Source organism: Streptomyces sp. NBC_00310, assembly GCF_036208085.1.
Lineage (GTDB): Bacteria > Actinomycetota > Actinomycetes > Streptomycetales > Streptomycetaceae > Streptomyces.
The window spans coordinates 433210-445175 of sequence record NZ_CP130714.1 but is presented as its reverse complement, the minus strand read 5'-3'; the positions used below and the strand labels follow the sequence as shown (position 1 = coordinate 445175).

General features: G+C 71.2%; 12 protein-coding genes. 6 read left to right on the top strand and 6 right to left on the bottom strand.

Annotated elements, in window-relative coordinates:
* Positions 1 to 31 precede the first annotated feature (31 nt).
* Complete coding sequence (locus tag OG202_RS01780; RefSeq protein ID WP_326573536.1) at positions 32 to 1216, bottom strand: PP2C family protein-serine/threonine phosphatase; 1185 nt, start codon at positions 1214 to 1216, stop codon at positions 32 to 34.
* A gap of 156 nt (positions 1217 to 1372) precedes the next feature.
* On the opposite strand from OG202_RS01780, the gene OG202_RS01775 reads away from it, so the two are divergent.
* Positions 1373 to 1849, top strand: coding sequence for a MarR family winged helix-turn-helix transcriptional regulator (locus OG202_RS01775; protein WP_326573534.1), 477 nt, complete (start codon positions 1373 to 1375; stop codon positions 1847 to 1849).
* Positions 1850 to 2028: 179 nt separating this feature from the next.
* Here the strand turns inward: OG202_RS01775 and OG202_RS01770 are convergent, their stop codons facing one another.
* Together OG202_RS01770 and OG202_RS01765 are read right to left on the bottom strand one after the other, a co-directional pair.
* On the bottom strand, positions 2029 to 2433 hold the full coding sequence (locus OG202_RS01770; RefSeq protein WP_328222207.1) for an STAS domain-containing protein: 405 nt from the start codon (positions 2431 to 2433) through the stop codon (positions 2029 to 2031).
* A gap of 115 nt (positions 2434 to 2548) precedes the next feature.
* Positions 2549 to 3424, bottom strand: coding sequence for an RNA polymerase sigma factor SigF (locus OG202_RS01765; protein WP_326573530.1), 876 nt, complete (start codon positions 3422 to 3424; stop codon positions 2549 to 2551).
* A gap of 335 nt (positions 3425 to 3759) precedes the next feature.
* Here OG202_RS01765 and OG202_RS01760 point away from each other — a divergent pair, with 335 nt between their 5' ends.
* From OG202_RS01760 to OG202_RS01750, 3 genes are all read left to right on the top strand, one after another.
* Positions 3760 to 4599 carry a SigB/SigF/SigG family RNA polymerase sigma factor gene (locus tag OG202_RS01760; RefSeq protein ID WP_326573529.1) on the top strand — a complete coding sequence of 280 codons (840 nt, stop codon included), beginning with the start codon at positions 3760 to 3762 and terminating at the stop codon, positions 4597 to 4599.
* Positions 4600 to 4698: 99 nt separating this feature from the next.
* Positions 4699 to 5001, top strand: coding sequence for a DUF5133 domain-containing protein (locus OG202_RS01755; RefSeq protein WP_327731805.1), 303 nt, complete (start codon positions 4699 to 4701; stop codon positions 4999 to 5001).
* 39 nt (positions 5002 to 5040) lie between these two features.
* Positions 5041 to 5508, top strand: a complete 468-nt coding sequence (locus tag OG202_RS01750) for an ATP-binding protein (RefSeq protein WP_326573526.1) — start codon at positions 5041 to 5043, stop codon at positions 5506 to 5508.
* 52 nt (positions 5509 to 5560) lie between these two features.
* On the opposite strand, the gene OG202_RS01745 is transcribed toward OG202_RS01750, so the two are convergent.
* The 3 genes from OG202_RS01745 to OG202_RS01735 all read right to left on the bottom strand — a co-directional run bounded on the left by OG202_RS01745 (position 5561) and on the right by OG202_RS01735 (position 9212).
* Positions 5561 to 5995, bottom strand: coding sequence for an ATP-binding protein (locus OG202_RS01745; RefSeq protein ID WP_326573524.1), 435 nt, complete (start codon positions 5993 to 5995; stop codon positions 5561 to 5563).
* A 164-nt stretch (positions 5996 to 6159) separates the two neighbouring features.
* Positions 6160 to 7884 carry a SpoIIE family protein phosphatase gene (locus tag OG202_RS01740; RefSeq protein ID WP_328222206.1) on the bottom strand — a complete coding sequence of 575 codons (1725 nt, stop codon included), beginning with the start codon at positions 7882 to 7884 and terminating at the stop codon, positions 6160 to 6162.
* Positions 7885 to 8123: 239 nt separating this feature from the next.
* Positions 8124 to 9212: a glutamate--cysteine ligase 2 gene (locus OG202_RS01735; RefSeq protein ID WP_327731809.1), complete on the bottom strand. Its 1089-nt coding sequence runs from the start codon at positions 9210 to 9212 to the stop codon at positions 8124 to 8126.
* A 557-nt stretch (positions 9213 to 9769) separates the two neighbouring features.
* Between OG202_RS01735 and rox the strand changes: the two genes are divergently transcribed.
* Both rox and OG202_RS01725 read left to right on the top strand, forming a co-directional pair.
* Complete coding sequence (gene rox / locus OG202_RS01730) at positions 9770 to 11197, top strand: rifampin monooxygenase (RefSeq protein WP_326573518.1); 1428 nt, start codon at positions 9770 to 9772, stop codon at positions 11195 to 11197.
* A 92-nt stretch (positions 11198 to 11289) separates the two neighbouring features.
* A complete protein-coding gene (locus OG202_RS01725; RefSeq protein ID WP_328222204.1) occupies positions 11290 to 11931 on the top strand; it encodes a GNAT family N-acetyltransferase in 642 nt (213 codons plus the stop codon).
* Positions 11932 to 11966: the final 35 nt, after the last annotated feature.

Sequence of the window (11966 nt, the reverse complement as noted above, 5' to 3'; positions counted from 1 at the left end):
CCCCGCATCGGGAAACGGCTGGTGGACGAATTCATCGGTGGGACCGGCCGGCCTCCTCGCGGCCGAACCAGTCGAGGCAGACCACGAGCGCGTCGTCGTCCGCCACGGGGGTGCCGCGGTGTCCGGAGAGCTCTCGGAGCACCGCGCCGGGGACATCGGCGGCGGGCAGCAGACGGGTGGCGTTGACCGCCCGGGCCAGTGCCCGCTCCCCGTAGGTCTCCCCGCCGGGTGTGGCGACGGAGTACACCCCGTCGCTGACGAAGACGAGCCGGTCGCCCGGTTCGATCGTCAACTCCTGGGTGGTGTAGTCCGTCTCCTCGAACATGCCCAGCGGCAGCTGTGCCTCCAGGGCGACGGAGCTGACGCTCCCCTCGCGCAGGAGCAGCATCCGCGGGGAGCCCGCGTCGACGACCTCCAGGTGTCCGGTGGCCAGGTTCAGATCCAGCAGGAGCACCGCCAGGTGGAGGTCGCCGCCGTACTGGGCGTGGAGGGCCTGGTCGGCGAGAGCCGCCTGGTCCGCGATGGGGATGCCGGCCCGGCGGGCGTTGCGCAGCGCGTTGATTCCCAGATGGGTCAGCAGGGAGGCCTCGATGCCCTCGCCCATGCCGTTGGTGATGTACAGCAACAGGTGGTCGGCGTCGGCGGACCAGTCGAAGTTGTCGCCGAAGATGGCGTAGGCGGGCTCCAGTTGGCCACCCAGCGCGTACTCGGCCCGGGTGGAGGACCGGCCCGGCAGCAGCTGCCACTGCATCTCGGCCGCCAGGGTCAGTCGGCTGGAGCGACGTGCCCGGACGTACACGTCGGTGTCCCGCTCCGCGACGACCAGCTCGTGTCCCAGTACCTCGGCGAGCTCGGTCAGTTCGGCGAGGCTCTCCTCGGCGTGCGCGGCGGACGGCAGTGTCAGACGCAGCACGCCCAGCCGGTCACCGCGGACGGTGACCGGAAGATGCGCCCGCACCCGGCCGTCGCCGCGCTTCTCCACGTACGGCTCCTGCGCCCCGAACGCCCGGCCGGTCGGACCGTCGTGCATCGGCAGGGGCTCCGGCGGGTGCGGGCGCGCGGGCACGGGCCGCAGCGCGAGGAGCGCGTAGTCGGCCAGGTAGAGCTCGACGTCCCGCGCCGACCAGTCGTCGTGCAGTACGTCGCGGACCACGTCCACCAAGTGGTGCGGAGCAGCGGAACGAAGTGCTCGTTCGGCTGCCACGAATCTGTTCACGATGTCGGATACGCCATTCTTTCCACGGTGACGGTGTGGCGCCCGCGCTGCCGCGGACGCCATCTGCCGGTACTTGTGTACCTGTTTCGGATTTCGTGCGTGGTTTGTCCGCCCTCGCGGGCTGACAGTGTTCGAGAAGCCTGCAAGAGTGGGTGCGTGACTTCCTCCGCCCCGCAGCCACGGCCGGACGAGGTGGCGCGAGTGACCTCCGAGGCGTCCGAGCTGCTGGAGGTCCTGTGGGGGCGCGCCTCGACGGCGCCGGTGTCCGCCTCCCAGATCCGCGTGCTGTTCATCCTGGAGCACAACGACGGCATCAATCTGCGGATGCTCGCCGACGCCCTCGGCTCCACACCGCCCTCCACCAGCCGGCTGTGCGACCGCCTGGAGGCGGTGGGCTTCGTCGAGCGCCACGCCAGCACGGCCAGCAGGCGCGAGCTGTGTCTGCGGCTGAGCCGGCGCGGACGGTCCTTCCTGGTGGACCTGCGCGCCCGCCGCGAACGCGCCCTGCGGTCCGTGCTGGAGCAGATGCCGGCCGTGAAGCGCACCGCGCTGCTGGAGGGGCTGGAGGCGTTCTGTGTCGCCGCGGCGACGCAGATCCACGAGGGCGACGCCACCGACGCCCGGAGCGCCTGACCGCCGCCGACCCGATCCCGGTCCGACAGCCTCATCCCAACCCTTTCCATGCTCTTGGCCCCGGCTCACTCTGTTGCTTCCCGGCCATAGTTGTCAAACGACAACTGTTGGTCATGTGTGTGCCCCGCACGCCGACGGAACGCACCGAGTGGCGCTGCTCATCGGCGCGTCGACGACGGCTATTCCTTCGCCGTGGGTTCGTCCGGATGCCGGGCGACCTGACCGGAATCCACGGCGGCCAGCGCCTCGTCCACGCTGTCCACCGTGGCCACGGTGATGCTGACGCCGGTGAGATCGAGTATGCGCCGCACGGCCGGCGTAGGGGCGATGACGTACACGCCGCCGGGGATCCTCCGCACCTCCTGATACGTCCGCAGGATGATGTTCATGCCGGACGAGTCCATGAAGGGGACGGCCGACACGTCCAGCAGGAAATGCCGCCGCCCGTGGCGCAGTTGGTTCGCCAGGTGATGTTGCAGCTCGGTGGCCGTGTCGATGTCCAGTTCGCCCTCGATCGTGAGCAGCACGGCGTCGTCCCGGGGCAGGTCGACCTTGATCGACAGGGGATTCTGGGCAACGGACACGAGAGCCTCCAAGGCGCTACCGATCGGGACGGGTGCCCCGATTCGCGGATTCGACGCATCGCCCGGCGATGCGCCCGTGCGCATACCCGCGAATCGTCCGGACACACGGCCCCGATCAGGCGACTCCGGGTTCCAGGAGGCCCGCGCGCAGCCGCTTGATGATGCGGCTGATCAGCCGGGACACATGCATCTGGGACACCCCGAGCTGCTCGGCGATCTGCGACTGGGTGAGTTCCTCCACGAACCGCAGATGGAGGATCCGCCGCTCACGGTCGTCGAGTTCGGCGATCAGCGGCGCCAACGAGTGGAAGTCCTCGACGAGTTGCAGCGACGGGTCCTCCTCGCCGATGAGGTCGCCCAGCGCGGTGTCGCCGTCCTCACCGCCGTCGGAGGTGAGCGCCGCGTCGAGCGAGGAGGTGTTGTAGCCGTTGGACGCCTTGCGCGCCTCGATGACCTCCTCCTCGGACAGGGACATCAGCTCGGACAGCTCACGCGTCGTCGGCATGCGGCCCAGCCGGGACTGCAGTTCGTCCGTGGCGCGGGCCAACTCCACCCGGGCCTCCTGCAGCCGCCGCGGCACATGGACCGCCCAGCTCGTGTCCCGGAAGAACCGCTTGATCTCGCCGACGATGTACGGCACGGCGAACGTGGTGAACTCCACCTCCCGGGACAGCTCGAACCGGTCGATGGCCTTGATCAGCCCGATGGTCCCGACCTGGACGATGTCCTCCAGGGAGTCCTCACGGCCGCGGAAGCGCGATGCCGCGTACCGCACGAGCGAGAGATTCATCTCGATGAGGGTGTTGCGCACGTACTGATACGCGTGCGTGCCCTCGTCCAACATGGCCAGCCGGTCGAAGAACTGCCGCGACATCTCCCGCGCGTCCTTCGGCCTGACCCGCGACGGGTCCTCGATCAGGGGCAGGTCCACCCCATCCGCCGTGACCCTCCCCCGTGCCGTGGCCGTTGTGCGTGCCGTCACGGCTGCCATGCTGTCCACCCCTCTCGCCCGAAGCCTTGTTGCCACCCCACGCTTGCCCCGCAACCGGCGACTCAGTCCCACTTCGCCGGGAAAGGGACCGTGTCCCTCCCCACTCTGGCCAGAAGTCGCCGCCGATCCCGGCAACGGGAATCACCGCCGCCGGCGATCCGTCACCGCGGATGCGGGCAGCGTTGTTTGTCCCTGGAATCGCGGGGCAAGCGGAAGTCCACGCCTCCGCATCGGAGGCACGCCGGCGGGAACGGTGTTCCGCGCCCGGGCCTTGGTCGCCCGCCCACCGTTCCCCGCCGCAAGTCCCTGAAAGCGTCGTTCAGGAGCGATTTCCCATGCTGGTCAATGTGTCCGCAAACGGTTCAGGCACCTCCGTCCGTCCCGGTACCCCCGACAGGAGGACGCACGACGACGCCCCCGACACCGCCACCGCCTTCGCCCGGCTCGCGGCCATGGAGCCGGGACCCGAACGTGACCACGTACGAGACGAACTCGTCCGGGCCTGGCTGCCCATGGCGCACCGCATCGCCGGCCGCTTCCGCAACCGCGGCGAGTCGCTGGAGGATCTGCGCCAGGTCGCCGCGATGGGACTGGTCAAGGCGGTGGACCGCTACGAGCCCGAGCGGGGCGCGTTCGAGAGCTACGCCGTGCCCACCATCACCGGCGAGATCAAGAGGCACTTCCGCGACCGGATGTGGACGCTCCGCGTCCCCCGGAGGGTCCAGGACCTCCGCAACAAGGTGCGCGTGGCACGCCGCGAACTCAGCCAGACCTCCGGCGGTGCCGCCGAGCCCTCGGTCGCCGACATCGCCGCCCTCGCGGGGCTCACGGAGGAAGAGGTCAACGCCGGCATGGAGGCGCTCGACAGCTTCAGCGCCCTGTCGCTCGACGCCGAGATGTCCTCGGGAGACGACGGCTACAGCCTCGCCGACACCCTCGGCGCACCCGACACGGCGTACGACGTCGTCGTGGACCGGGAGGCGGTCAAGGAAGGGCTGCGCCGACTGCCCGAGCGCGAACGCGCCATCCTCTACATGCGCTTCTTCGAGGACATGACGCAGAACCGTATCGCCGACCGTCTCGGCATCTCCCAGATGCACGTCTCCCGCCTCATCAGCCGCAGCTGCGCCCGCGTCCGTGAAGAGGCCCTCGGCCGCACCGCACCCTCCGCCTGAACCGTCCGCCCTACGCCGTCGTCCCGGCCGGCCCCTCCGCCCGGCGGCCGGACCCCGTCGTCCCGAACACCCAGGCCCGAACACCCAGGAGCGAAACAGATGCTGATGCCCCATCCCGCGACCCTGCGCAGGCTCGTCGAGGAATACGAGTCACTCGTGGCCCACGAGGGCGAGCGGAGCGACCCCCAGACCGCTCGCCGCGCGCAGGACCTGGCGTACACGCTGTGCGTGTCCACGGGGACCCGGGACGTCCAACGGGCCCTGGAGGCGGCGCGCGGGCAGCTCGCCGCCGCGCAGGCGAGCGCGACCGCCGAGCTGTGCGGGAACCGGGTGATACTTCCCGCCGACCTCGGCAGCCATGGTCCGGGCGCGAGCGGGTATGCGGCGCTCCATGAACAGTGATGAGCGGAGCTGTCCCGAGTCGTCGACCCCGCACACGCCATGACATCGACGGAACGTCACCCCCTCGTGGACCACGACACCGCATCCGTGGAGGGATCGTCCGCCCGGGCGGCGCGGCCGCCGGTCGCGATCACCACCGCCGCGGCGGCCCGCCGTCATGTGCGGGAGTTCGTGGGGGAGAGGTGGCGTTCCTCGGGCGGGCCGCCGACCGAGCAGTCGATGATCGATCTCATCCTCGTCGTCTCCGAACTGGTCACGAACGCGGTCCGGCACGGCGGCGGCATCGCCGAGTTCGATGTCGCCCTCACTCCTGAGGGCGTGCGCCTGAGTGTGCGGGACCACAGCGCCGCCGTGCCCGTGGGCCTCCACGGGCCCGGCGTGCTGCCCCGCGCCCACGAGGGCAACGGCTACGGATGGCCGCTGATCAACAGGCTCTCCAGCGAGGTCGACGTCGAGCGCCGCGCGTCCGGCGGCAAGACGATCAGCGTGCTGGTGCCGCTGACCTGACGCCTCCCCCTGACGCCTCCCCCTGACGCCGCACCGGGGCAGGAAGGACGCCTCACCAGGGCAGGAACACGTGGACGTCCTTGCCGTGGTCGTGCACCACCACGCTCACCTCGTCGCACAGCGTGTGGATCAGATACCAGCCGATACCGCCGCCACCCTTGCTGGGACTGAAGGGGCGCGGCGCGGGCGGCGTCGTGCTCGTGTCCCTCAGCGTCACATGCACACCGTCCAGGGTGCGGCGCATCGTCAGCTCGAAGCGCCCCGGGGCGTACTGCACCGCGTTGGCCGCCAGCTCGGTGACCACCAGCAGGATGTCGTCCCAGTGCTCGACCGCCCCAGGCGGTGACGTGTGGGCGAGGACGCCCAGGAACCCCTCGGCGGCCGTACGGGCCCCCGTCACGTCGCCGAGCTCTCCGTCGAAGGCGGCGTGGCTGTCGTAGATCTCCTCGGCAGGCAGTATGTCGTCCCTACGTGGCTCTGTTGCCATCTCGTCTTCCCCGGATCGGCTGGTTGAGGCGGACGCGATGTCGCGTTCTCCTCCGACGCTCGTGTTTCCCGTGCGGGGAGGGGCTACGCGTGCGAAAGCGCGGGGAAGTGTGGGGCCTTGGGGAAGAGAGTGGCCCTCCGGGGTCCTCGCCGGGCGTCGGCGCTCTACCGGTCACCCGCCTCACCGTCCTCGGTCGGCATGCGGAAGACCAGCAGGGCGACGTCGTCGTCGTTGTCGACGGGACGGGTGCGCTCCAGGAGCAGGTCGCAGAACACGTGCAGGGGCCGGTGGGCGAGCGCCGCCGCGTGCTGGCGCAGCCGGGCCAGGCCCCGGTCGAGGGTGTACCCCGGTGACTCGATCAGGCCGTCCGTGTACAGCACGAGCGTGGACCGCGGCGGCAGCGGGGTGAGCGTGTCGGTGCGCGCCCGTATCAGCCCCGTGCCGAGCAGGTGGTCGTGCTCCTCGTCCAGGAACCGGGACCGGCCGTCGTGGGTGATCAGCAGCGGCGGCGGATGCCCCGCGTTGGTCCACCGCAGGGCCCACGCGTCGTCGCTCTGCTCGATCCGGCCGAAGATCAGGGTCGCCATGGACGCCTCGGCCACGTTCACCACGGCCTGGTCGAGCCGTTCCACGATCGCGCTCGGCGGCTCCTCCAGAGCCCAGGCATAGGCCCGGAGCATGTTGCGGACCTGCGCCATCCCGGCTGCCGCGTCGATGTTGTGCCCGACGACGTCCCCGATGGCCACCGCCGTGGACCCGTCGGCCAGCGAGAACGCGTCGTACCAGTCGCCGCCGACCTGAGAGGACTCCGACGCCGACTCGTAACGCGCGGCCATACGCAGCCCCGGCACCTCCGGCATCTGGGGCAGCAGATGGCGCTGCATGGTCTCCGCGATGTGCCGCTGGCGCTGGTACAGACGCGCGTTCTCCAGTGCCAGCCCGGCCCGGCGGGCGATGTCCTCCAGCAGGGACAGTTCGGCGTCGGTGAAGGCCCCCGGCCGGTCGCTGAGGCCCAGCGTGAGGGCGCCGAGCACCGCCCGCGGCCCGCGGATGGGCGCGATCGCCGCCGAGCGCATACCCGTCTCCTGGAACAGCTTCTGCTGCGCGACCGCGATCCCCGAATCCGGCGGCCCCTGGTAGGTCGCCGGCCCGGCCAGGGCCGACGCCGCCCCGCGCAGCGCGCGGGACAGCGGCATGAACGACTCCTCGTGCACCGGCGGCAGCGGGCCCTCCAGCTCCTCGCGCCGCACCACGACGCCGTCGCGGTGGGTCGCCACCGTGGTCCGCCAGACGTCGTCGCTCTCGGTGATCAGATCCACGATCGCCCAGTCGGCCAGCCGTGGCACCACCAGCCGGACCAGGCGCGCGACCGCCTCGTCGGCGTCCAGCGTGGAGGTCAGCCGGGTCGTCGTCTCGGCGAGCAGCGCCAGCCGCTCCAGCTGCGACAGCGTCGTCGACTCGGTGGTTCGGAGCGTGCCCTCCTCCGGGTCGCACTCGTAGAAGAGAACCGCCGCGCCGGTCACGGTGTCGCCGAGCCGGCACGGTGTGACCAGCCAGGTCACCGGCAGCAGCGTGGCGTCACCGCGTCGGAACCACACGCGGGCCCCGCCGCTCGTACGGCCGCTGAGGAACGCCCGCATCATCGAGTACGCCGCACGGGGCACGGTCTGCCCGAGATGGTCGCGGTGCAGCAGCTCGTGGGCGTCCCGGCCGACGAGTTCGTCGGCCGGGCGGCCGAGCAGGGTCTCCGCCCGGGTGTTCACCGTGACGATCGCGCCGTGGTCGTCCACCACGTACATGCCGGCGTGTACGAGATCGGGCAGCCCGTCCGGCGACCGCACAGCCGGGGGCGGCTGCCGTTCGGTGTGATCCGGACTCCACGCGCTCATGCTCGGGGTTCCTCCGACTCCGGTCGCGGACGGGTCTGTCGCACGTGCCGACCGACGGGTCCGCGGTACGTGCTGCACGCATTACCCCGTCTCCGACGACCTACGCTCACAAGGTCCTCGACCGCAGGTGGGAGCGTGGCTCGTCGCCGTGCGGCCCGCCGCCTGCCGTGCGCGAACGGCGACGCCCCGGTCACCGTCCGCGTCCTACGCGAGTGGTGCCGGACCCGGGCCCGTCGGGCTCACGCCTGCGTGTGCCGTACGCACGCGGTGACCACGTCCCGCAGACTCCCCGTCCGCTCCATCACCTCGCGCTGCACCCGTGCCCCGTTGCCGCGCCCCATCAGCTCCGCGACGGCGTCACGGGCGCGGTCGGCGTCACCGCTGTCGACGAGGGCCTCCTCGACGTGGTCGAGGAGCGCGCGGATCACGTCGACGGCGGGCCGGGGCCGCATCGTCACGGGGTCCAGGAGGTTCTTCGACATACCGGAGCGGGCGGCCCGCCAGTTGGCCAGCCGCAGCATTCCCGCCCTGTGTCCGAGCGGCTCGGCCCCGGCCCGCCACTCGCGCGCCGCGGTCTCCACGAGCCCGCGGACGAGGGTCGCGACGAGGACCGCGGTGTCGGGGTGCAGACAGACGTCCGCGACCCGGATCTCGACGGTCGGATAGCGCCGGGACAGTCGCGCGTCGAAGTAGATCATGCCCTCGTCGCGCAGGACCTCCGTGGCGATCAGGTTGGCGACGTAATGGTGGTACCGCTCAGCCGAGCCGAAGACGTCCGTCGGCCCGGCCATCGGCCACCTGTCCCACACCTGGCTGCGGTAGCTGGCGTACCCGCTGTCGTGGCCCTGCCAGAAGGGCGAGTTCGCGCTCAGGGCCGTCAGGACGGACAGCCAGGGCCGCATCCGGTCCAGGACGGCGACACCCTCCTCGTCGGACTCGACGGACACGTGCACATGGCAACCGCAGACGAGCTGCACCTGTGTGTGCAGGCCGAACTCCCGCGCCATCCACAGATACCTGCTGTTCATGGTGATCGTCGGGCTCACCGGCAGCGGCGACGTGGCCAGCGCCACGACCGCGCTGCCGAGCCCCTCGGCATGGCGCGCCGCGTCCTTGCGACACCGGATGATCTCGGCTCCCAGGTCGGCCATCGCCGACTGCGGGTGCGTGGCGAACTCCACCTGCTCGTCGTGGAGCTCCTTCTCGAACACGTCCTGCCCCGTCCCCTCCTGCGCGGCCCGCGCCAGCACCGCGGCGGCCCGCGCCTGCGGCTCGCCGGTCTCGGGGTCGACCAGGAGGAGTTCCTCTTCCACTCCGACGGTACGCACGTCATCCGGCCCTTCTGCGCTAGGTGGTGAGAGCCGTGTGCCCTCGGACGACGCAGGGACACCTCACCGGGCGGCGTGCGACGGAGGAGGACGCGGAGCGCGAGAAGGACACCGAGGTGGTCGAGCTGTTCCGCAAGGCACAGGCCGACAGTCGCAGGGACGCCGACCTCGGCAAGCAACTCCTGCGCCGACGTCCGAACGACTGGCGGCCCGCCCCCGGGCCGCCCGCGGTTCGGGAGAACATCGGACACTCCGTTCCCGGCACAGCGCCATTGTGGGCACGGTCCGGGCCGTCACGCGAACCGGCGGGAGCGGACGTGGCGGGGAACGGGGTGTCCGTCCACGGCGGACCGGAAAGGGCGCCGGGAACGACTCCGGGAAAGGCGCCGGAAAAAGCACCTGGAACGACTCCGGAAATCCGGAAACGACAAAGGCAAGGAGTTCGACCACTCCTTGCCACTCTCAACGTATAGCGCACCAGGGGGCTTGCGGCAAGGCCCGGCCCGTGCCGCAGAATCGCCGACCGAAGCGAGAATCTGCGCACATGGGGGATCGAGATGATCGACGTGATCGTCGTCGGCGGCGGACCGACCGGGTTGATGCTGGCGAGCGAGCTGCGGCTGGCCGGCGTGGACACGGTCGTGCTGGAGAAGCTGACCGAGCCGACCGGGGAGTCCCGCGGACAGGGACTGCACGCGCGCAGTGTCGAGGTGATGGACCAGCGCGGCCTGCTGGACAGGTTCCTCGCGGTGAGTGAGAAGTTCCAGGTCGGCGGCCTCTTCGGCGGCATCATGAAACCCTGGCCGGACAGTCTGGACACGGCGCACGCGTACGGCGTGGCCACCCCGCAGCCGGTCACCGAACGCCTGCTCCACGAGCGCGCCGTCGAGCTCGGCGCGGACATCCGGCGCGGCAGCGAACTGGTCGGGCTGAGCCAGGACGAGAACGGTGTGACCGCCGAGCTGGCGGACGGCACGCGGCTGCGCGCCCGCTACCTCGTCGGCTGCGACGGCGGCCGCAGTGCGGTGCGCAAGCTCCTCGGCGTCGCCTTCCCCGGCGAGCCCGCCACGGTCGAGACGCTGCTGGGCGACATGGGAGCGACCGAGGACCCGGCGACGATCGCCGCTGTCGTCGAGGAGGTCCGCAAGACCCAACTGCGGTTCGGCCTCGCCCCTCTCGGCGACGGGAACTACCGCGTCCTCGTACCGGCCGAGGGCGTGTCCGAGGACCGTACGACCGCACCGACCCTGGACGAGTTCAGGCAGCGGCTGCGCGCCTACGCGGGCACCGACTTCGGGGTGCACTCGCCGCGCTGGCTGTCCCGGTTCGGCGACGCCACCCGGCAGGCCGAGCGCTACCGGGTCGGCCGGGTGCTGCTGGCCGGCGACGCGGCGCACATCCACCCGCCGACCGGCGGACAGGGGCTCAACCTCGGTGTGCAGGACGCGTTCAACCTCGGCTGGAAACTGGCCGCCGCGGTCAACGGCTGGGCGCCGGAGGGGCTTGTGGACAGCTACCACGCCGAGCGGCACCCGGTGGCCGCCCGCGTGCTGGTCAACACCCGCGCGCAGATCACCCTGCTGGGGTCCGATCCGGGTCCGACCGCGCTGCGGGAGCTGTTCTCGAAGCTGATGGACTTCGAGGAGGTGAACCGGTACGTGACCGGGATGATCACGGGGGTCGACATCCGCTACGACTTCGGCGAGGGCCACGACCTGCTCGGCCGCCGGATGAGGGACGTACAGCTGAAGCGGGGGCGCCTCTACGAGCTGATGCACGACGGTCGCGGCCTGTTGCTCGACCGGACCGGCCGGCTCTCGGTGGAGGGCTGGGCGGACCGCGTCGATCACGTCGTCGACGCTCCCGAGGACCTGGACGCGCCCGCGGTGCTGCTGCGCCCCGACGGCCATGTGGCGTGGGCCGGCGAGGAGCAGCGGGAGCTGCTCGACCGGCTCCCGCGGTGGTTCGGGGCCGCAGCCGGCTGAGCGCGGTCGTACGGGGGAGGCGTGGTCGTACGGGGGAGGCGTGGTCGCTCCGACGGTTGTGGGGAGCGTCCCGCACCACGCAGGATGCTGCGATGACCTCGCCTCCCGCAGTACGTTCGTACCGCCCCGAGGACCACGACGCCCTCCACGACATCTGCGTCCGTACCGCCCACAACGGCGGCGACAGCCGCCCCGCCTACACGGACCCCGACATCTTCCCGGCGACCTTCGCCACCCCGTACGCCCACCTGGAACCGGAACTGACCTTCGTCCTGGACGACGGCCGGGGACAAGCGGTCGGCTACGTCCTCGGCACCGCCAACACCGCAGCCTTCGTCGAGGGCTTCCGCGAGAAGTGGCTCCCTCTGGTGGCGGAGCGTTTCCCGGTGCCAGACGGCCCGCCGGTCACCCCCGACGAGGCGGTCATCGAGCTCCTGCACCACCCCGAACGCATGCTCCTCCCCGAACTCACCCCGTATCCGGCCCACTTGCACATCGACCTGCTCCCCGCCTGGCAGGGCCGGGGTCACGGCAGGGCCCTGATGCGCACCTTCCTCCGAGCCCTGCGCACCGCATCCGTCCCGGCCGTCCACCTCTCCATGCTCACCACCAACACCCCGGCTCGCGCCTTCTACGACCGCCTGGGCTTCCACGAGATCGACGTGCCGAACCCCGGCCCCGTGACCTACCTGGGGCGCACGACGAAGGAAGAGGAACCCGACCCCCATCGGTAGCGGTGACGATCCGGTCCGGGCGGTGGCGATCCGGT